This window comes from Achromobacter sp. D7-1 (assembly GCF_059760445.1).
Map to the genome: position 1 here is coordinate 1 of NZ_JCBAMT010000064.1, position 20,438 is coordinate 20,438.

General features: G+C 67.3%; 14 protein-coding genes. 8 read left to right on the forward strand and 6 right to left on the reverse strand.

What is annotated here, in order from left to right; genetic code table 11:
- Window positions 1-41: 41 nt before the first annotated feature.
- Both AC6LKD_RS23330 and AC6LKD_RS23335 read right to left on the reverse strand, forming a co-directional pair.
- Complete coding sequence (locus tag AC6LKD_RS23330; RefSeq protein ID WP_013395097.1) at window positions 42-1,511, reverse strand: NAD-dependent succinate-semialdehyde dehydrogenase; 1,470 nt, start codon at window positions 1,509-1,511, stop codon at window positions 42-44.
- Window positions 1,512-1,634: 123 nt separating this feature from the next.
- Window positions 1,635-2,900, reverse strand: coding sequence for a 4-aminobutyrate--2-oxoglutarate transaminase (locus tag AC6LKD_RS23335; protein WP_498117599.1), 1,266 nt, complete (start codon window positions 2,898-2,900; stop codon window positions 1,635-1,637).
- Between the two features lie 95 nt (window positions 2,901-2,995).
- Here AC6LKD_RS23335 and pdxR point away from each other — a divergent pair, with 95 nt between their 5' ends.
- Entirely contained in the window at window positions 2,996-4,507 is a 1,512-nt protein-coding gene (pdxR, locus tag AC6LKD_RS23340; RefSeq protein ID WP_371818950.1) for a MocR-like pyridoxine biosynthesis transcription factor PdxR, read from the forward strand.
- Here the strand turns inward: pdxR and AC6LKD_RS23345 are convergent.
- Entirely contained in the window at window positions 4,493-5,389 is an 897-nt protein-coding gene (locus AC6LKD_RS23345) for a DUF72 domain-containing protein (RefSeq protein WP_492276289.1), read from the reverse strand. The genes pdxR and AC6LKD_RS23345 overlap by 15 nt on opposite strands.
- 119 nt (window positions 5,390-5,508) lie before the next feature.
- Here AC6LKD_RS23345 and AC6LKD_RS23350 point away from each other — a divergent pair, with 119 nt between their 5' ends.
- The 7 genes from AC6LKD_RS23350 to AC6LKD_RS23380 all read left to right on the forward strand — a co-directional run bounded on the left by AC6LKD_RS23350 (window position 5,509) and on the right by AC6LKD_RS23380 (window position 15,945).
- Entirely contained in the window at window positions 5,509-7,614 is a 2,106-nt protein-coding gene (locus AC6LKD_RS23350; RefSeq protein ID WP_041655886.1) for an ATP-dependent helicase, read from the forward strand.
- 63 nt (window positions 7,615-7,677) lie between these two features.
- The gene (locus AC6LKD_RS23355) at window positions 7,678-8,682 is read left to right on the forward strand and encodes a magnesium and cobalt transport protein CorA (protein WP_498117600.1); all 1,005 of its coding nucleotides are present in this window, start codon (window positions 7,678-7,680) and stop codon (window positions 8,680-8,682) included.
- Window positions 8,683-8,744: 62 nt separating this feature from the next.
- Window positions 8,745-9,404 carry a thermonuclease family protein gene (locus AC6LKD_RS23360; RefSeq protein ID WP_498117601.1) on the forward strand — a complete coding sequence of 220 codons (660 nt, stop codon included), beginning with the start codon at window positions 8,745-8,747 and terminating at the stop codon, window positions 9,402-9,404.
- 121 nt (window positions 9,405-9,525) lie between these two features.
- Window positions 9,526-11,763 carry an ABC transporter substrate-binding protein gene (locus tag AC6LKD_RS23365; RefSeq protein ID WP_013395090.1) on the forward strand — a complete coding sequence of 746 codons (2,238 nt, stop codon included), beginning with the start codon at window positions 9,526-9,528 and terminating at the stop codon, window positions 11,761-11,763.
- The gene (locus AC6LKD_RS23370) at window positions 11,760-12,737 is read left to right on the forward strand and encodes an ABC transporter permease (RefSeq protein WP_207468214.1); all 978 of its coding nucleotides are present in this window, start codon (window positions 11,760-11,762) and stop codon (window positions 12,735-12,737) included. Before AC6LKD_RS23365 ends, AC6LKD_RS23370 begins: the two co-directional genes overlap by 4 nt.
- 5 nt (window positions 12,738-12,742) lie before the next feature.
- Window positions 12,743-14,251: an ABC transporter permease gene (locus tag AC6LKD_RS23375; protein WP_498117602.1), complete on the forward strand. Its 1,509-nt coding sequence runs from the start codon at window positions 12,743-12,745 to the stop codon at window positions 14,249-14,251.
- A complete protein-coding gene (locus AC6LKD_RS23380; RefSeq protein WP_498117603.1) occupies window positions 14,248-15,945 on the forward strand; it encodes an ABC transporter ATP-binding protein in 1,698 nt (565 codons plus the stop codon). The genes AC6LKD_RS23375 and AC6LKD_RS23380 overlap by 4 nt, the downstream gene beginning before the upstream one ends.
- Window positions 15,946-15,991: 46 nt before the next feature.
- Here AC6LKD_RS23380 and AC6LKD_RS23385 read toward each other — a convergent pair whose 3' ends face one another.
- The 3 genes from AC6LKD_RS23385 to AC6LKD_RS23395 all read right to left on the reverse strand — a co-directional run bounded on the left by AC6LKD_RS23385 (window position 15,992) and on the right by AC6LKD_RS23395 (window position 20,345).
- On the reverse strand, window positions 15,992-16,537 hold the full coding sequence (locus AC6LKD_RS23385; protein ID WP_498117604.1) for a MarR family winged helix-turn-helix transcriptional regulator: 546 nt from the start codon (window positions 16,535-16,537) through the stop codon (window positions 15,992-15,994).
- Window positions 16,538-16,565: 28 nt separating this feature from the next.
- Window positions 16,566-18,335: a collagen-like triple helix repeat-containing protein gene (locus tag AC6LKD_RS23390; RefSeq protein ID WP_498117605.1), complete on the reverse strand. Its 1,770-nt coding sequence runs from the start codon at window positions 18,333-18,335 to the stop codon at window positions 16,566-16,568.
- Between the two features lie 348 nt (window positions 18,336-18,683).
- Window positions 18,684-20,345: a ShlB/FhaC/HecB family hemolysin secretion/activation protein gene (locus tag AC6LKD_RS23395; RefSeq protein WP_498117606.1), complete on the reverse strand. Its 1,662-nt coding sequence runs from the start codon at window positions 20,343-20,345 to the stop codon at window positions 18,684-18,686.
- Between the last annotated feature and the right edge of the window lie 93 nt (window positions 20,346-20,438).

Below are 20,438 nucleotides of genomic sequence, written 5' to 3' on the forward strand. Positions count from 1 at the left end.
GCCCTGGCCGATGCCGGCCAGGGCCGCGCGCGAGGGGCCGTTCAGGCGCCCAGGTCCACGCAGAGGTACTTGATCTCCAGGTACTCTTCGATGCCGTACTTGGAGCCTTCGCGGCCCAAGCCGGATTGCTTGACGCCGCCGAAGGGGCCGACTTCGTTGGAGATGATGCCGGTGTTGATGCCGACGATGCCGTACTCCAGCGCTTCGGATACGCGCCAGATGCGGGCGTAGTCGCGGGTGAAGAAGTAGGCGGCCAGGCCGAAGATGGTGTCGTTGGCCATGCCGATGACTTCCTGTTCCGTTTCGAAGCGGAACAGCGGGGCCACCGGACCGAAGGTTTCCTCGGTCGCGAAACGCATGGACTGGGTCACGTCGCGCACCACGGTCGGTTCGAAGAAGGTGCCGCCCAGCGCATGCGGCTTGCCGCCGGCGATCACCTTGGCACCGTGCGACGTCGCGTCGGCGATGTGCTCCTGCACCTTTTCCACGGCGCTGCTGTCGATCAGCGGGCCCTGGGTCACGCCGTCGGCAAAGCCGTCGCCGACCTTCATGGCTTCGACCTTGGCGACCAGGCGCTTGGCGATCTCTTCGTAGACGCCGGCCTGCACGTAGATGCGGTTGGCGCAGACGCAGGTCTGGCCGGCGTTGCGGTACTTGGAGGCCAGGATGCCGTCGACGGCGCGGTCCAGGTCGGCGTCGTCGAACACGATGAAGGGCGCGTTGCCGCCCAGTTCCAGCGACAGCTTCTTGATGGTGGGCGCGCATTGTTCCATCAGCGTGCGGCCGACTTCGGTGGAGCCGGTGAAGCTCAGCTTGCGCACCACGTCGCTTTCGCACAGGGCCGCGCCGATTTCGCGCGAGCTGCCGGTGATGACGTGGAACACGCCCGCGGGCACGCCGGCTTCTTCAGCCAGCACGGCCAGCGCCAGCGCGGTCAGCGGCGTCTGTTGGGCGGGCTTGACCACCATGGTGCAGCCGGCGGCCAGGGCCGGGCCGACCTTGCGCGTGATCATCGCGGCCGGGAAGTTCCACGGCGTGATGGCGGCGGTGACGCCGATGGGCTGCTTGAGCGCCATCAGGCGCTGGCCGGCCTTGGGGCTTTGCAGGATGTCGCCGTCGATGCGCTTGGCTTCTTCGCCGAACCATTCCAGGAACGAGGCGGCATAGGCGATTTCGCCGGCGGCTTCGGTCACGGGCTTGCCCTGTTCGGAGGTCATGATGGCGGCCAGGTCCTGCTGGTGCTGCATCATGAGCTGGGCCCACTTCAGCAGGATCGCGGCGCGTTCCTTGCCGGTCTTGGCGCTCCAGGCGGGCAGGGCGGCCTCGGCGCTGGCGATGGCCTGTTCGGCTTCCTTGCGGCCCAGCTTGGGCACGGACACGATGGTCTTGCCGGTGGAGGGATTATCCACGGGGATGGACGGGCCGTTGCCGGCGGCTACCCATTTGCCGTCGATGTAGCAGGCGTCGCGCAGCAGGTCGGGGCGCGCCAGGGGATGAGTCAGTGCGGTCATTGTTGCAGTCTCCTTGAAGGGAAGCGGTGGGCCAGGAAACGTTTACGGGCGTGGCGGATAACCCGCTACGCCCGCAAAACTTGTGCCTGCCCGCCGAAATACCGGTAGTTCAGGCCCTATGCGTCAGGCGGCGAGCGCCTCGGACAGGATGGCCAGCGCGCGATCGAACTGGGCGTCGGGGATGGTCAAGGGGTACAGGAAGCGCAGGACGTTGCCGTACACACCGCAGCTTAGCAAAATCAGACCCTTTTCGATGGCGCGGGCTTGCACGCGCTTGACCGCTTCCGCGTCCGGCTTGCCGGTGGCGGGATCGTTCAGTTCCAGGGCGACCATGGAACCCAGGCCGCGCACGTCGGCGATGCCCGGAACCTTGGCGCGCAGGCCTTCCAGATGCGCGCGCAGCTTGTCGCCCAGGGCGTCGGCGCGTTCGCACAGCTTTTCCTCGGCGATCACGTCCAGCACGGCATGCGCCGCGGCGACTGCCAGCGGGTTGCCGGCGTAGGTGCCGCCCAGGCCGCCGGCGGCGGGCGCGTCCATGACGTCGGCGCGGCCGACCACGCCCGATATCGGGAAGCCGCCGCCCAGGCTCTTGGCCATGGTGATCAGGTCGGCCTGGACCGGGTGGTGCTCCATGGCGAACAGCTTGCCGGTGCGGCCGAAGCCGGTCTGGACTTCGTCGGCGATCAGCAGGATGCCGTGCTCGTCGCAGACCTTGCGCAGCGCCGTCATCAGCTCGGGCGGGGTGATATTGAAGCCGCCTTCACCCTGCACCGGCTCGATGATAATGGCCGCGACGCGCTTGGGATCGATGTCGCACTTGAACAGCAGGTCCAGCGCCTTGAGCGAGTCCGCCACGCTGATGGACTGGGTGGCGTTGGGGAAGGGCACGTGATAGATGTCGCCCGGCATCGGACCGAACGACAGCTTGTACGGGGCGACCTTGCCGGTCAGCGCCATGCCCAGCATGGTGCGGCCGTGGAACGAGCCCGAGAAGGCGATGACGCCCGAGCGACCGGTGGCCGAACGCGCGATCTTGACGGCGTTTTCGACGGCTTCCACGCCGGTGGTGAAGAAGGCGCTCTTCTTCAGGCCGTCGATGGGGGCGAGGCGGTTGATGCGCTCGGCCAGCGAGACATAGCCTTCGTACGGCACGATCTGGTAGGCCGTGTGCGTGAAGTTGTCCAGCTGCGCGGCAACGGCGGCCTTGATCTTCGGGTGCAGGTGGCCCGTGTTCAGGACGGCGATGCCGCCTGCGAAATCGATGTATTCCTTGCCATTGGCGTCCCACAGGGTGGCGTTTTCGGCGCGCACCGCGTAGAAGTCGCACATGACGCCGACGCCGCGCGGCGTGGCCAGGGAACGGCGGGTATTCAGGTCCTGATTCTTCATCTCAGCCTCTGCGAGCATGATGGGCGGGAAAACCTTATTTAATGCTACGATGGCCCCATTTGTGGGAACCACTTTTATAAATCAGGTAGAACCAATTGCGGTCCATCGTCGGTGACTTGCTGCAGCTGCGGCTGGCGGACGGCTCCAGCGAGCCCATGAACAAGCGGCTGTACCGCGGCATCCGGGAAGCCATCCTGGACGGAGCCATTGCCGCGGACTCGCGCCTGCCCGCCTCGCGCGACCTGGCGGCCGAGCTCGGCATCGCCCGCAACACGGTGGTCCATGTCTACAGCCAGTTGCTGGCCGAAGGCTATACCCGCAGCCGCCAGGGCAACGGCACCTTCGTCAACGCCTCGGTCCCGGATTCCTACCTGGCCAGCGGCCGGCGCAAAAGCCAGCCGCCACCGGCGCAAGCGCGCCCGGCATTGTCGCCGCGCGGCGCCGCCATCGTCGACGGCGTTTCGGCCTCGCCCTACCAATGGGGCGCCTTCATGCCCGGCGTGCCGGACCTGACCGAGTTCCCGCACAAGAAGTTCGGCCGCATTTTCAGCGCCTTGTGGCGCAATCCCTCGCCCGACCTGCTGACCTACGCCTATGGCGGCGGGTTGCCGGCCCTGCGCGAGGCGCTGGCGCAGCATCTGGCGCTGACCCGCTCGATCGATTGCGATCCGGAACAGATCATCATCACCGAGGGCTCGCACCAGGCCATCGACCTGACCACCCGCATCCTGGGCGAGGCCGGCGAGACCGCCTGGGTCGAGGATCCGGGCTACTGGGGCGCGCGCACCGTGCTGCAGGCCAATGGCCTGCATACCGTGCACCTGCCGGTGGACGAGGAGGGCATGCGACTGCCGGAGACCGTGGGCACGCCGCCGCGCTTCATCTTCGTCACGCCCTCGCACCAGTATCCGCTGGGCCCGGTCATGTCGCTGACGCGCCGGCGCCAATTGCTGGCGGTGGCGCGGCAAAGCGGCAGCTGGATCATCGAAGACGATTACGACAGCGAATTCCGCTTCTCCGGCCGGCCCATCGCCTCGCTGCTGGGGCTGGAGCCGGACGCGCCCGTGATCTATATGGGCACCTTCAGCAAGACCCTGTACCCGGGCTTGCGCGTGGGCTATCTGGTGCTGCCCAAGACCCTGACCGCGGCGTTCCAGGCGGCGCACGCCGAGCTGTACCGCGAAGGGCATCTGATGACGCACGCGGCCCTGGCCACGTTCATCTCGGAAGGCCACTACGCCGCCCACATCCGCCGCATGCGCATGCTGTACGGGCGCCGTCGCGCCATGCTGGTCAACCTGATCGAACGGCGGCTGGGACCCGACTGGCTACATCGCGACGCCAGCATGGCGGGGCTGCACCTGGTGTTGACGCTGCCCGAGGACATGGACGACCTGCGGGTGGTGGACGTCGCGCGCGGCAAGGGGGTGCTGACGCGCGCGCTGTCGCGCTATTACGTCAACGACGAGGGCCGCCGGCCCGGTCTGCTGTTGGGCTACGCCTGCGTGCCCGAGCACGACATCGCGCGCAAATTCGAAGTGCTGCTGGAAAGCCTGAACGAAGTGGCGCGCGCGCCCGCGGCGCTGGCGGTGTCAGGCGGGCGCTAGCGCCGCCGCGAAGGCCGCAGCGTTGCGCATGCCCTGATCTTCAAAGTTGGTGTTGAAGACCGCGTGCGCCTGTGCGCTTTGCGCCGCCAGCCGGGAGAAGCGCTCGGCCAGTTCGGCCAGTTCCTGTTCCGAGTATTCATATTGGAAGCGCCCCGAGGAGGCGGCGCCGGACACGTTCCAGGTGGCCGTGTTGCGCCCATGCAGGCGCAGCAGTGTCAGTTCCGGGTGAGTGCATTCCCAGACTGCGGGCACGGTGTTCTCAAAGCCTTGCGGGCTGTCCACCACGGTATGCGCCACCCCCAGCTCGCGCTCAAAGGCCAGCGTGTCCGCGGTCGCCGAGGGCGACTCGAACCAGCTGCGGTGGCGGAACTCCACCGAGACCAGATGGTCCTCCATACGCCGGGCGCAGTCGGCGACCCGTGTCCGGCCGCGCGCGTCGCGGCGGATCCAGGGCGGAAACTGGAAATGCACCGCACCCAGCTTGTCCGCCATGCGCAAGGGTTCCAGCGCAAGCTGGTAGCGGCGCCAGAGTTCGTCGCGCAGGTCCGCAGGCATCCGGTCGTGGTAGATGACGGGTTCGGGCCAGTCCGGCAGCTCGCGCCGGATGTCCGCCGGCAGAGAGGAAAGCGGCGTCTGATGGCCGGTGAACAGCCGGAAGGCCTTGATATTGAAGACGAAATCTTCAGGCGTGCGCTGTGTCCAGAGATAGGCGTTTTCGGCCGTGGGCATGGCGTAGTAGCTGGAATCGACCTCGGCCATGGGGAAGCGCGAGGCATAGAAGCGCAGCCGCGCTTCGGCGCTGCGGACCTCCGGCGGGTAGAAGCGGCCGCAGGCCAGCAGGGTGGGGTCGGTCCAGGAGGCGGTGCCGGTCAAGAGGCGTATGGCCACAGGTGAATCAGACTTTATTGAAAAAATTCTGTATAAATATACAGTGTTCATCCGAAGCCCGGCAATGTCCGGGCTCGCCGTTTTCAGCGGCTGCCATGCTGCGGCCCCGCCCCATGTCCGACCAAACCGATACGTCCTCCCCGTCCGCCGAACGCCCCGATCCCCTGGCCGATCTCAATCCCGCCCAACGCGAGGCCGCCGAGTTCGGCGTGGCTGGCGCGCCGGGGGACGACGGCCCCTTGCTGGTGATCGCCGGGGCCGGCTCGGGCAAGACCAATACGCTGGCCCACCGGGTGGCGCACCTGATTCTCAACGGCGCCGATCCGCAGCGCATGCTGCTCCTGACCTTCTCGCGCCGCGCGGCGCTGGAAATGGAGCGGCGCGTGGGCTCGGTGCTGCAGCGGGTGATGCGGCTGCGCGCCACGCAGCAGGCGCCGTCGCTGCCCTGGGCCGGCACCTTCCATGCCATCGGCGCGCGCCTGCTGCGCGATTGCGCGCAACGCATCGGGCTGTCCGAAGCCTTCACCATCCATGACCGCGGCGACGCCGAGGACCTGATGGGCATGGTGCGCCACGAGCTGGGGCTGTCGTCCACCAAGTCGCGCTTTCCGCTCAAGGGCACCTGCCTGGCCATCTATTCGCGCGTGGTTAACAGCCAGACGCCGGTGGCCGACGTGCTGAAGACGGCCTTCCCCTGGTGCGCGCAATGGGAGGACGAACTCAAGAACCTGTTCCGCGCCTACGTCGCGGCCAAGCAGGACCAGCAGGTGCTGGACTACGACGATCTGCTGCTTTACTGGGCCGAAATGATGGGCGATCCCGGCATCGCGGCCGACGTGGGGGCGCGCTTCGACCATGTGTTGGTCGATGAGTACCAGGACACCAACCGCCTGCAGTCCGCCATCCTGATGGCAATGAAGCCTGACGGCCGCGGCCTGACGGTGGTGGGCGACGACGCCCAGTCGATTTATTCGTTCCGCGCGGCCACGGTGCGCAACATCCTGGATTTTCCAGGGCAGTTCCCCACGCCGGCCCGCGTCATCACGCTGGACCGCAACTACCGTTCCACGCAGCCCATCTTGAACGCGTCCAACGCCGTGATCGGCCTGGCCACGGAGCGCTACGCCAAGGACCTGTGGACCGACCGCAAGTCGTCCCAGTTGCCCGAACTGGTGACGGTCAGCGACGAAGCCGGCCAGGCGCGCTGGGTGGCCGACCAGGTGCTGGCGCAACGCGAGGGCGGGGCCACGCTCAAGTCGCAGGCGGCGCTGTTCCGCACCGCCAGCCACAGCGCCGCGCTGGAACTGGAGCTGACCCGCCGCAACATCCCCTTCGTGAAGTTCGGCGGCCTGCGTTTCCTGGAGGCCGCGCACGTCAAGGACCTGCTGTCGCTGCTGCGCTGGGCGGAGAATCCGCGCGGCCGCATGGCGGGCTTTCGCGTGGCGCAATTGCTGCCCGGCATCGGCCCGGCCACCGCCGGCAAGCTGATGGACGCCATGTCGGCGTCCGCCGAACCCCTGCGCGCCTTGCGCGAGTTCAAGCCGGGCGCGGCGGCGCAGGGCGAGTGGGGCGCTTTCGCCGACACCTACGCGGCGCTGTGCGATCCCGCGCTCAAATGGCCGGCCGATGTGGACCTGGCCTTGCGCTGGTACGGCGCGCAGCTGGAACGCCTGTACGACGATGCGCGCGTGCGCCGCGCGGACCTGGACCAGCTGGCGCGCATCGCCGCTGGCTACGGCACGCGCGAACGCTTCCTGACCGAACTGACGCTGGACCCGCCGGACGCCACCAGCGACGAGTCCGGCGCGCCGCATCGCGACGAGGACTACATGATCCTGTCCACCATCCATTCCGCCAAGGGCCAGGAATGGAAGGCGGTCTACGTCCTGAACGTGGTCGACGGCTGCATCCCGTCCGACATGAGCACCGGCACGGCCGAGGAAATCGAGGAAGAGCGCCGTCTGCTGTACGTGGCGATGACCCGCGCCAAGGAGCGCCTGCAGCTGATCGTGCCGCAGCGCTTCTACGTGCACCAGCAGACCGGCATGGGCGACCGGCACGTCTACGGATCGCGCACGCGCTACATCACCAATGCGATGCTGCCGCTGTTCGACCACCTGCCCAAACCGCCGGACCTGCCCGAAGGGCGCGGCGTGCCCAAGGAACCGCAAGCGCCCAGCGTGGACGTGGCCAAGCGGGTGCGCAACCTGTTCTCCTAGGCTGGGCTATCATCGGCCGATATATAAGCTGTCCGGCAGGGATCGCATTGCTAAAGGGTGTTTATGGCTACTGAAGAACATGCCGCCGACGACTCGAAGAGAGAAGTCGTCGCATCGATCGCCTACGTGAACGGCCGGCGGGACCGCGAGGTCCCGATCGATGAAGTCGCCCAGTACGTCAGCCAGGACCACGGCATGCTGTGGATTGGCCTGCGCAATCCGCGCCCGGAAATGCTGGCCAAGGTCGCCAGCGAGCTCGGCGCCTGCGACAAGAACCAGGAAGAAATGCTGGAATCCCACCGGCGGCCGAAGATCATCGACTATGGCAACATGATCCTGATCGTCGCCATCACGGTGGAAGTCGAGGCCGAGCGCCCCATCTTCGGCGAGACCCAGTTCCTCATCGGCGACGGCTTCCTGGTCACGGTGCGGCGCGGCGCCACCGCCGGCCACAGCCCCTTGCGCGAACGTCTTGAAGCGTCGCCCGACCTGCTCAAGCGCGGCAGCGACTATGTGGCTTCGGAATTGCTGGATTGGCTGGTGGACCGCTACGTGGCGGCGGCCGGCAAGATCGAATCCGTGGTCGAGGGCGCCGAGCAGAAGCTGCTGATCCGCGGCGCCAAGGACTCGGACATCCGCAGGCTGTACCGCCAGCGCCGCGACCTGCTGCGCATCCATACCGTGGTGTCGCCGCTGGCCGAGATCTGCCGCCGCCTGGCGCGGGTCGAGATGTCGGCGGTGGACGAACATGCCCGTCCGTACTTCGGCGAAGTCGCCGACCGCGTGCTGCGCGTGGACGAACTGTTCAATTCGCTGCGCGAATCCCTGGCCTTCGCCTTTGAAGCCAGCCTGATGATAGGCCAGGCCGCGCAGAACGACACCACCCGCAAGCTGGCGTCCTGGGCCGCCATCCTGGCGGTGCCCACCGCCATCGCCGGCATCTACGGCATGAACTTCGAATTCATGCCCGAACTGAAATCGCCCTGGGGCTATCCCGTCACGCTGGGCGTCATCGTCTCGATCTGTTCGGTCCTGTATTGGCGCTTCCGCAAGTCGGGCTGGTTGTAGCACGGCTTTGCGCGCTGCCTTTATGGCAAACTGCCTGCGTTTTCCTACCTGGAGCGCTGGCGGTGCGTGGCAAACCTAACTTTCGCGGCGGCAGCAAGCTGACCGCCCTGATCGTCGCCCTGATACTTGCGGCGGCGGGCGCCATCGTCAATTGGCTGCAGCCTTCGGGGAAGCAGGGCCAGGACCGGACCGAACGTCCGACTTCCTCAACCCAGGGCCGGCCGGGCGCGACGCTGGCTGGCGACATCCCGCAGGGCAGCTACACGCTCACGGGCACGATCGTGAACGTGGCCGACGGCGATACCGTGACTCTGCGCGCGCCCGACGGCCAGCACCGTATCCGCATGGACAGCATCGACGCGCCCGAGGAGGGCCATGGATCCGAACAGCCCGGGCAGCCCTATGCCGAGGCCGCGCGCAAGAACCTGGCCAGCCTGGTCGCCGGCAAGACGCTTACCGCGCAGTGCTACGAAAAGGACCAGTACGGCCGGGAAGTCTGCGCCCTGATCCTGGATGACGGCCTCTCGGCCAACCGCCTGCAGGTGGAAGCCGGCTACGCCTGGGCCTACACCGCGCGCCAGGGCGACTACCTGCGCGACAAGGCCATGCCGGACCTGCAGCGCCAGGCCAAGGCGGCCGGGCGCGGCCTGTGGGCGCAGCCCGGCGCCATGCAACCCTGGAAGTGGCGCTACGACTGCTGGCGGCAGCGCCAGTGCGGCTGAGGCCGCGGGGGCTGGGCCGCGCAGCCGCTCGTGCGCGCAAGCGGCCCTGGGGGATGCCTGGGTATGGACCCCGGCCCGTGTTTGCTATCCTCTGTCGCAACGATTCGAAGGGAAGGTTTCCATGCGTGCATTGAAGCGGCTCTGGGCGGCGGCCATGCTGCTGTCGCTGGCGTTGGCGGGCTGCTCGCAAGAAAGCCCCATCAACAGCCCGTATCCGTCCGGCGCCGAAAGCCAGAACACGCTGTTTTCCGCCTTCGTCAAGCGCTCGCCGAAGTATCTGGACCCGGCCAGCTCTTATTCCGGCGACGAAACCCCTTATACGTACAACATCTATGAGACGCTGTACGGCTACCACTATCTGAAGCGGCCCTACGAACTGGTGCCGCGCGCGGCGGCGTCCATCGACCCGCCCGTCTACCTCGACGCGCAGGGCAACACGCTGCCCGCCGACACCCCGGGCGAGCAGATCGCGCAAAGCGTTTACGACATCAAGATCCGGCCCGGCGCGCGCTACGCGCCGCATCCGGCCTTCGCCCGCAAGACCGACGGCAGCTACGACTACTTTCCGCTGGCCGCAGGCGAACTGGACGACAAGTTCTACATTCCCGACTTCCCCCGCACCGGCACGCGCGAACTGACGGCCGACGATTACGTCTACGCCTTCCGTCGCCTGGTCAGCCCGCGCGTGGTGTCGCCAATTTCCAGCCTGATGACCGAGCATGTGGCCGGCCTGAAGGAATACGCCGACCGGCTGCGCCAGCGCGACCAGGCGCTGCGGCGGGACATGCCGGGCGGGGCCGGCGCGCCGCCTTGGCTGGACCTGCGCGAGGCCGACGGCTTCACGGGCGTGCAGGCGCTGGATCCGCACACGCTGCGCATCCGCGTCAACGGCAAGTATCCGCAGTTCAAGTACTGGCTGGCCATGACCTTCACCGCGCCGATTCCTTGGGAAGCCGACCGCTTCTACAGCCAGCCGGGCATGGGGGCGCACGACCTGTCGTTCAACACCTGGCCGGTGGGCACCGGTCCGTACATGCTGGTGGAGTCGCTGCAGAACCGCCGCCACGTGCTGGGCCGCAATCCCAATTTCCATGGCGAGCCCTATCCCTGCGAAGGCGAGCCCGGCGACGCGGCCGCCGGCCTGCTGGCCGACTGCGGCAAGCCCACGCCTTTCATCGACCGCGCGGAATTCAGCGTTGAAAAGGAAGCCATTCCGCTGACCGGCAAGTTCTTGCAGGGCTATTACGACGTGCCGCAGATCGAGCGCGGCGAGTATGGCGTGGCCATGCTGGTCGCGGCCGGCGACAGCCAGGACAAGGCGCGCCTGTACAGCGAGCATGGCATCAAGCTGCCGACGACCGTCGAAACCGCCAACTGGTACATGGGCTTCAACTGGCTGGACCCGGTGGTGGGCAAGGGCGACACGCCGGAACAGGAAGCAAAGAACCGCAAGCTGCGCCAGGCCATCAGCATCGCGTTCGACTGGGAAGAATACGTCGCCGTGTTCGAGAACAGCCAGGCCTCGGTGGCTTACGGTCCGGTGCCGCCGGGCGTGCTCGGCTACCGTGAACCGCCCGAAGGCGTGAACCCCGTGGTCTACGACCTGGTGGACGGCAAGCCCGTGCGCAAGTCCGTGGACGTGGCCCGCCGCCTGCTGGCCGAGGCCGGCTACCCCGATGGCCGCAACGCCAAGACGGGCGCGCCGCTGGTGCTCTATTACGACTCGATGCAGGGTGGCGGCTCCAATCCGCAGTTCGACTGGATGCGGCGCCAACTGGCCAAGATCGGCGTGCAGCTGGACGTGCGCGCCACCGACTACAACCGCTTCCAGGACAAGATGATGCGCGGGTCGGCGCAGATCTTCCTGTGGGGCTGGAACGCCGACTATCCCGACGCCGAGAACTTCCTGTTCCTGCTCTACGGCCCCAATGCCAAGGCCAAGGGCGGCGGCGAGAACGCGGCCAACTACGCCAGCCCCGAGTTCGACCGCCTCTTTGAGCAGATGAAGTTCCTGGACGACGGTCCCGAAAAGGCACAGCTCATCGCCAGGATGATTGCCATCGTGCAGCGCGACGCGCCTTGGATGTTCGGCTACTTCCCGATGTCGGGCGGCGCCTACCAGCAGTGGGTCGGCAACGCCAAGCCGACCCAGATGGTCCGCAACACGCTGCAGTACATGAAGATCGATGCCGGCCTTCGGCAGCAGAAGATCGACGAGTGGAACTATCCGCGGTGGTGGCCGATAGGCTTGTTCGCGCTGTTGCTGGCGCTGGCGATCTGGCCTTCGTATGTGGCGCTGAAGCGGCGCGAACGCCAGACGGCATTCACGCCGGCCCTGGGCAAGGAGCATCAATCATGATCGGCTACGTGATCCGCCGGTTGCTGTACGGCGTGCTGATCCTGATCGGCGTGAACCTCTTCACCTTCGTCCTGTTTTTCGCGGTCAACACGCCCGACGACATGGCGCGGCTGGCCATCGGCGGGCAGCGCGTCAATCAGGACGCGGTGGAAAAATGGAAGGCCGAGCGCGGCTACGACAAGCCGCTGTTCTTCAATGCCAAGGCGGAAGGCGCGGCCCAGCTGACCGACACAGTGTTCTATCAGCGTTCGGTGCCCTTGCTGGTCATGGACTTCGGCGCCTCCGACGGCGGCCGCGACATCGGCCGCGAGATCAAGACGCGCATGGGGCCTAGCCTGGCCCTGGCAGTGCCTACCTTTTTCCTGGGGCTGTTCGTCAGCATCGTTTTTTCGCTGACGCTGGTGTATTTCCGCGCCACCCGGCTCGACTTCTGGGGCGTGGTGGTCTGCGTGCTGCTGCTGTCCATATCCAGCCTGTTCTACATCATCGCCGGCCAATGGGTCTTCGCCAAGCTGCTGCGGCTGGTGCCGTTCTCGGGTTTTTCGGGCGGGCTGGACGTGGTCAAGTTCCTGGCGCTGCCGGTGCTGGTCGCAATCGTGTCGCGGCTGGGGCCGGAGGCGCGCTTCTACCGCACCCTGTTCCTGGAAGAGATCGGCAAGGACTATGTGCGCACCGCGCGCTCCAAGGGGCTGGCCGAACGCATCGTGCTGTTCCGCCACGTGCTGCGCAACGCCATGCTGCCCATCCTGACCAGCACGGTGGCGGCCTTGCCGCTGCTGTTCATGGGCAGCCTGATCGCGGAGTCCTTCTTCGGCATTCCGGGCCTGGGCAGCTACACCATCGACGCCATCAACGCGCAGGACTTCTCCATCGTGCGGGCCATGGTGTTCCTGGGCGCCGCGCTCTATATCGTGGGGCTGATCCTGGCCGACATTTCCTACACGCTGGCCGACCCCCGCGTCCGATTCGAGTAGCCGCCATGCCCATGTTCGTCTTTCTCTGGACCGATATCGCGCTTTGGCTCATGGTGCTGGGCGCGCTGGCCTATGTCTGGCACGTGCGCCGCAGCCCGAACCTGCGCGCAACCTGGGCGCGCGTGGCGCGCGACACGCCGGCCATGTGTTCGGCCGTGATTCTGGCCGCCTTCGTGGTGGTGGGCCTGCTGGACTCGGTGCATTACCGGCCGCTGCTGCCGCCGGCGCCGGGCGCCGCCGCCGACGCGCCGCCGGCCTATGCGCCCGCGGTGCGTTCGGCGCTGGACGGCCTGCTCACGGGGTCCGTGCTGACCAGGCCGGAAAAAACCTATTCCGAGCCCTTGGCGATACGGCAGTTCACCAAGGAAACCATGCTAGTCAATGACAAGCCGGTGCGCGACTTTCCCCGCCTGCGGGGCGCGGGCGTCCACCTGCAGGATCCCGACCGCGATCACCTGGGCGATGTAGGCAAGCGGGTCGGGCTGGGCCTGGCCGCGGGGCTGGCGGTGTCCGCCGCCGTGATCGGGCTGATGTACGCCGGCCTGGCCAGGCGGCGCGCGGCCCGGCTTGCCGCCGGGGATCCGCAGGGCGGGTATTCGGAAGTGCCCTGGCGCGCCATGGCCGTCACCTTCACGCTGCTGTGCCTGACCGCGGGCGCCTTGGCCGGCCTGTCCAGCGGGTATCACGCGCTGGGTACCGACCGCATCGGCAACGACGTCCTGTGGCAGGCGCTCAAGAGCATCCGCACCGCGCTGGTCATCGGCAGCCTCACCACCATTGCGATGCTGCCGCCGGCCATCGTCTTCGGCATCGCCGCCGGCTACTTCAAGGGCAAGGTCGACGACGGCATCCAGTATCTCTACACCACCATCACCTCGATTCCGGGCGTGCTGCTGGTGGCCGCCTGCGCGCTGATGATGCAGGTGTACATCGACAACCACGCGGATCTGTTCGACACTTCGGCCGCGCGCGCCGACCTGCGGCTGTTCCTGCTCTGCATGATCCTGGGCTTTACCGGCTGGGCCGGGCTGTGCCGACTGCTGCGCGCCGAAACCCTCAAGCTGCGCGAATTGGAATACGTGCAGGCGGCGCGGGCCTTCGGCGTGTCGCACTGGCGCATCATGACCCGCCATTTGCTGCCCAACGTGGCGCACCTGGTCCTGATCACCGTGGTGCTGGAATTCTCCGGCCTGGTCCTGTACGAGGCGGTGCTGTCCTATCTGGGCATAGGCGTGGATCCCAGCATGAATTCCTTCGGTTCCATGATCGACGGCGCGCGGCTGGAAATGTCCCGCGACCCCATGATCTGGTGGAACCTGATGACCGCATTCGTCTTTATGCTGGCGCTGGTGCTGGCGGCCAACCTGTTCGCCGACGCGGTGCGCGACGCCTTCGATCCGCGCACGCGGCGCTACAAGCCGGGCCGCATGGCGCGCTTCGGCCTGTTCGGCCGGGCGCCGCGCACGGCGCTGGCCACCGATACGCGCCAGTCCCGTCCGGGAGATGCCCCATGAGCCAGGCTCCTTTGCTCGACGTACATGGCCTGTACGTGGACATCGCCGGTGAAAGCGGCATGACGCATGCGGTCAAGCGCTTGCATCTGGCGATCTCCAGGCGGGAGACCTTCGCGCTGGTCGGCGAATCGGGTTGCGGCAAAAGCATGACGGCGCTGGCGCTGTTGCGCCTGCTGCCCGACGCCGGACGCATCGTGGGTGGGCAGATCGACCTGGACGGCGAAGACCTGAACCGTCTGCCGGAAAGCGCCATGCGCGGCGTGCGCGGCGGGCGCATCGGCATCATCTTCCAGGAGCCGTCCACCAGTCTGAATCCGGTCATGCGGGTGGGCGACCAGATCATCGAGACCCTGATTGCCCACACGCCCCTGCGCGGCGCCGCGGCGCGCGCCCGCGCCGTGGACTGGCTGCGGCGGGTAGGCATCCCCGAGCCCGAGCGGCGCATCGACGACTATCCCTTCCAGTTCTCGGGTGGGCAGAAGCAGCGCGTCATGATCGCCATTGCGCTGGCGGCCGAACCCGTCCTGCTGATCGCGGACGAGCCCACCACGGCGCTGGACGTCACGGTGCAGGCGCAGGTGCTGGACCTGCTGGCCGACATCCAGCGGGAAATGGGCATGGCGGTGCTGCTGATCACGCACGACCTCGCGGTGGTGAAGAACGTCGCCCATCACGTGGCGCTGATGCGCGGCGGCGAGATTGTTGAAAGCGCCGACGCCGAGGAGTTCTTCCGCGCGCCCAAGCACCCCTATGCGCGGCAGCTGTTCGAAGCGATTCCCACGTTTGAAAAGCGCGGCACGCCGTTGACCGAAAGCGGCCGCGAGGCCATGGCGCGCGACGACGCCCGCATGGCCGGGAGCCCCAAGACGCGCGACGCCGGCGTGGTGCTGGACGTGCAGGACCTGAAGGTCCATTACCCCGTGCGCAAGGGGCCGCTGCGCCGTATCGCGTCCTGGGTCAAGGCCGTGGACGGCGTGGCCTTTACGCTGAAGGCAGGTGAAACGCTGGCCCTGCTGGGCGAGTCCGGCTGCGGCAAGACCACCACGGGCAAGGCGCTGCTGCGCCTGATCGATGGCGCGCACGTATCGGGCCGCGCGATGCTGCAGGGGCACGATTTGTTGTCCGCGGACCGGCGCACGCTGCAGCGCCTGAGACAGGACATTCAGATCATCTTCCAGGACCCATATGCCTCGCTCGACCCGCGCATGCGCGTGGGCGACATCCTGGACGAAGGATTGGCCTCCCTGCGCGCCGGCATGGACAAAGAGTCGCGCCGCGCCCACGCCGCGCGGCTGATCGAGCGCGTGGGCCTGCCGTCCAATACCCTGGCGCGCTATCCGCACGAATTCTCCGGCGGCCAGCGCCAGCGGATCGCGATCGCGCGGGCGCTGGCGGTCGAACCCAAAGTGCTGATCTGCGATGAACCCACGTCGGCGCTGGACGTTTCCGTGCAGGCCCAGATCCTGGACCTGCTGCGCGAACTGCAGCACGAGCTCGGCATCGCCTATCTGTTCATCACGCACAACTTCGGCGTGGTCGAGTATCTGGCGGACCGCATCGCGGTCATGGACGCAGGCCGCATCATCGAATTGGGACCGGCCGACGCGGTGCTGCACCAGCCGCGTCAGGACATGACGCGCAGGCTGCTGGCCGCCGTGCCGCGCCTGCACTTCGGGCCGCCCGAGGCGGCCTGATCCGGTTGGAAGCGGCGGCGGGGGTGATGCTCCCGCCGCCGTTTTTCTACCCGGGCTGATGCGCGCTGCCTGCCTCCAGCCAGGCCTGAGTGTCGCGCTTCACGCCGCGGCCGCAACGCATCAGGAAGGCATGCACCGTTTCCAGCTCCGCGGTGTCATAGCCGCGCGCGGTCGTGGCGATGGCCTCGGCGATCCACCGCCGTTCCTGGGCCAGCGCCTGGCACTGCTCCTCGACCGGCCGGATCACGATCATCCGGCGATCCAGCGGGTGGCGGCCTCGCTGGACATAACCGGCGGCTTCCAGCCGGTTGATCAAGGCGGTCGCGCCGCCGGAGCTGATGCCCAGCAACTGGGCCAGATGTCCGGTGGGCAGGGCATCGAACTCCATGACCAGCTCCAGCGCCTTCAGGTCCACCGGGGGCATGCCCAGCTTTTCCGCCAGCGCCGACTGGCATGCCGCGTTGTAGGCGGCGAACTGCCGACCCAGCAGCAGGACGATCTCGTCCAGCATGCCGGACCGCCGGTTGCTTCCCGTTGATTCAGCCATGCCGGTCACATGCTCGTGGTGAAAGTAGGTCTGTTGTTGCAGCATGATGTGGATTCCTGGCGGTTGCGATGGATCACTTCTTCCCGGCCAGGCCGCCGAGCAGTCCGCCCAGCAGGCCGCCGTTGGCAGTCCCGCCAGACGATCCGCCCGCCGCCGCGCCGCCCGTCAGGCTGCCCGTCACGCCACCCAGCAGTCCGCCGAGCAGGCCGCCATTGGCTGCGGCGCCGCCCGTCGTGCCACCAGATCCTCCCGAGCTGGCGGGTGCCCCGGTAGAGGCTCCCGCACCGGCCCCGGCGCCGGCCGCGACGTTCACGCCTCCCACCAGCCCGCCCAACAGTCCGCCGCCGTTCGTCCCGGCCGAGGCGCCGGCGCCTGCCGCAGCGCCGCCGGCCGTGCCGCCCACCGCTCCCGTCACGCCGCCGAGCAGGCCCGTCACCGGAGCCAGCAGCCCGCCCGCGCCATTGGCGCCGCCGGCCGCACCGCCCACCGCTCCCGTCACGCCGCCCAGCAGGCCGGTCACCGGAGCCAACAGGCCGCCCGTGCCGTTGGCGCCGCCCGTCAATCCGCCCGTCACGCCGCCCAGGCCCAGGCCGCCGGTGAGAGAGGCCACCGCGCCCGTCGCGTTCGCCAGCGTCGAACCCAGGGGATTGGCGTTGCCCGGCGTGGCATGCAGCAGGCCGCCCGCGCTGGCGACCGCGCCGCCCAGCCCTTGCAGTACGCCGTTCAAGCCCGGCGTGCCACCCGGCAACGCGCCGCCCAGATTGGTGACCGTGCCGCCCAGGCTGCTCAACAGGCCGGCTACCGGCGCGCCCAGCTTGGTGGTATCGCCGACTTGCTGCGTCAGTCCGACGACCTTGCCGGCCAGTGGGCTGGCGGTCGGATCCAGCGCGCCGCCCACGCCGGCCAGCACGGGCTGCAAGCCCAGCGGCAGCACGTTGTCGACCGTCTTGCCGACGTTGCCGAGCGCAGGCTCAAGCAGCGGCGTGTTGGGGCCGCTGAGTACGCCCCCAGTCACGCCGCCGACTACCTGGGTGATCGGCTGCAGCAGCCCGCCCTGGCCCGACAGTGCCCCCGTCAAGGCGCCCACCGCGCCGGTGGCGTTGCCCAGCACGGTCGTCAGGGGATTCGGATTGTTGGCGTTCGCATTCAGCAGGCCGCCAGTGCTGGCCACGGTCTTGCCCAGGCCGTCCACCAGGCCGCCCACGCCCGCGCCCAGGCCCCCGGGCAGTCCCGATCCTTTGACGCTGGTGCCCAGGTCGCTGACCAGGCCGCCTACCTGCCTGACGACGCCGTCGGTGGGTTGTCCCAAACCGGTAGTCGCGCCGATCTGCTGAGTCAGTCCGACCACGGTGTCGGCTACCGGCTTGATCGTGGGATCCAGCGCCTTGCCCACGCCGGCCAAGGTCGAGTCCAGGTTCAGGGGCAGGGTGTTGTCGAGCGCCGCGCCGGTATTGCCCAGCGTGGTTTCCAGCAGGCCGCTCACGCGCGGCGGATTGGTGCCGCCGCCAGGGTCGGTGCCGCCACCGGGGTTGGTGCCGCCGCCGGGATTGGTGCCGCCACCAGGGTTGGTTCCACCGCCGGGGTTGGTACCGCCACCGGGATTGGTACCGCCACCGGGATTGGTACCGCCACCGGGATTGGTACCGCCGCCAGGGTTGAGGCCGCCGCCAGGATCAAGGCCGCCACCACCGGGGTTGGTCGGGATGTCGGTCCCGGGCAGTCCCGCGGTTTTCTTCCCGCCGCCACCGCCGCCGCAGGCGGCCAGGGCGCTTACCAATGCGGTGGCCAGGATGGTGGCGGTCAGGACGCGTTGCAGGCGGCGCGTGTCGGAATGGGTATGCATGGCGAACTCCTTTGGTTGGAAGAGTCAGGCGTCGAAACAACCCGATACGCTTCCTCATGCACAAATCGTGCCAAGATTTTTCGCCATGCCCGCAAAGCGGTATTTGCGGCAATTTTCGGTGAATTAAATCGCCTTGTTATCAATGGGATAGGAATGAAAACAAGGGTTTTCCTTAAATCTGGAAAATCCTCATTTTTGCGATCGCCCGGAGCCTGCGATTGTTACGGAAAGCCGCCCATCCGACGTAACGTTACGGCGGACGTTACGTAACGCCGGCAGCGCCGCCCAAGAAAAAACGCCCGTCGTAACGGGCGTTCATCGATCTGCCGGCCGCCTCGTCCCGAGCGGCTAGAACGCGTCGTAGAACAGGGAATAGTTGGCGTTGAAACGCACGTTCCGGTCGTCGTTGACCGTGGCCGATCCCACCGGTTTGGCTACGTTGAAATCGAACAGGTAGTACTTGTCGTCGGTAAAGCGCAAGCCCAGGGCCACGGAGGACAGGTGCCGCTGATTCAGGGTCTGCAGGTCCTTGTTGTTGTACCAAGTGCGCGCGTAGTCGACCAGGGCGTAAGGCTGCACGCTGGAAAGGTATTCCCAGCCCACGCCGAAGCGGCGATTGATTTCCGCCGACACGCCCACGCCCTTGTCGCCGCTTTGTTCGCCCTGCGGATAGCCCATGGCGTAGCGCCAACTGCCGTACGAGACCTGTTCGGAAGAAGGCAGGATGTTGCTGGAGTACTGTGCCGCGCCAGAGAAAACCAGGCCGATCTGGGCGGGCAGCACAAAGGTCTGCCTGGCGTTCAGGTTGTAGCGGGTGAAATCCAGGTCCAGCAGCGGGGTGGCCGAGTAGCCATAGTTGGTCGCGATGTCCTTTTTCGCGCCTGCGGCGTCAAACCCCTTGGCCACGCTCAGCGTGACGTCGGTGGCCTTGGTCTCGGACACCTGGATGTAGCGCATCTCGGCGGTCGCCGCGCGTACCTGCGCATCCTGTTGCAGCCAGCGGTCGGTGTTGCGGGCCTCGTAGCGGTCCTTGGAATTGGCTGCGTAGACGCCCAGGGTCCCCGTCAGCGAGCGGGTGTTGTTCAACAGGAACGGATAGCTCACGCCGACGCCGATGCGGTCGTTCTTCACGCGGCGCTCGAAGCCCAACATTTCGATGGCGTCGTCCTGGGGCCGCGCGTCGTAGTGATAGCCATCGATCTTGACGGCCAGGCCGTCCGCCCCGATCGGCACGCGGATCTCGCCCGACACGTACTTCACATCATCGGTATTGAAGGGCACCGAGGCGGTCAGCTTCACTTGCTCGCCCAGAGGCGTGAGGCTGTTGGTCGCGAGATTCACGATGGGCTGCATGCCGGTACCCAGGTCCGCGATGCCGCCGTTCAGGCTGACGGGCTGGCGGCTGGCCGCCAGCACCAGTTCAGTGGCGCCATCGGCGCGACGGGGCAGGTCCAGGCTCGGCGTGAATTTGACGCCCGGCACGGTACGCATCAGGTTCAGTTGGCGTTCCAGCGTGGCCTGCTTGAGCGGCCTTTCCTCCTGCATGGGCGCGGCCAGCGCTTCCAGTCTGTCCTGCGCGTTGCCGATATCGCCTTCGATCCGCACGTTGGCGATGTAGCCCTCGACCACCGTCACCACCACCAGGCCATTGGCGAAGGTCTGATTCTGCAGCAGCGCGAACGACAGGGGAAAGCCTTTGTCGCGGTAGAGCTGGGTGATCTTGTCGACTTCCTGGACAAGTTCGCCCAGGCTGATTTCCTTGCCCGCAAGCGGGGTGAGCAGCCCGGACACTTCCTCGAACGGGATGGCGCGCACGCCGCTGACGTCGAAATTGCGCGGCACGATGCGCTGCGCCAGGCGAGCCTGCAAGGCCAGCTGTTCCGGCGTGGCGGTCTGGACGTAGGGCGGAGGCTGCGTCGCCGAGGGCGGACGCTCAATGCGCGGCATGGCGTCCACCGGATTGCCGCGTAGCGGACCTTCGGCCCGGGCCTGAGTGCCGGCTGCCACCATGCACAAGAGGGCGAGACAAAGCGGACTCGCCGGGGATCTGCTGCTCTTGCCTTTTTCGTCTCTCATTTCCGCTGGCGCTTCTGAACGGATACC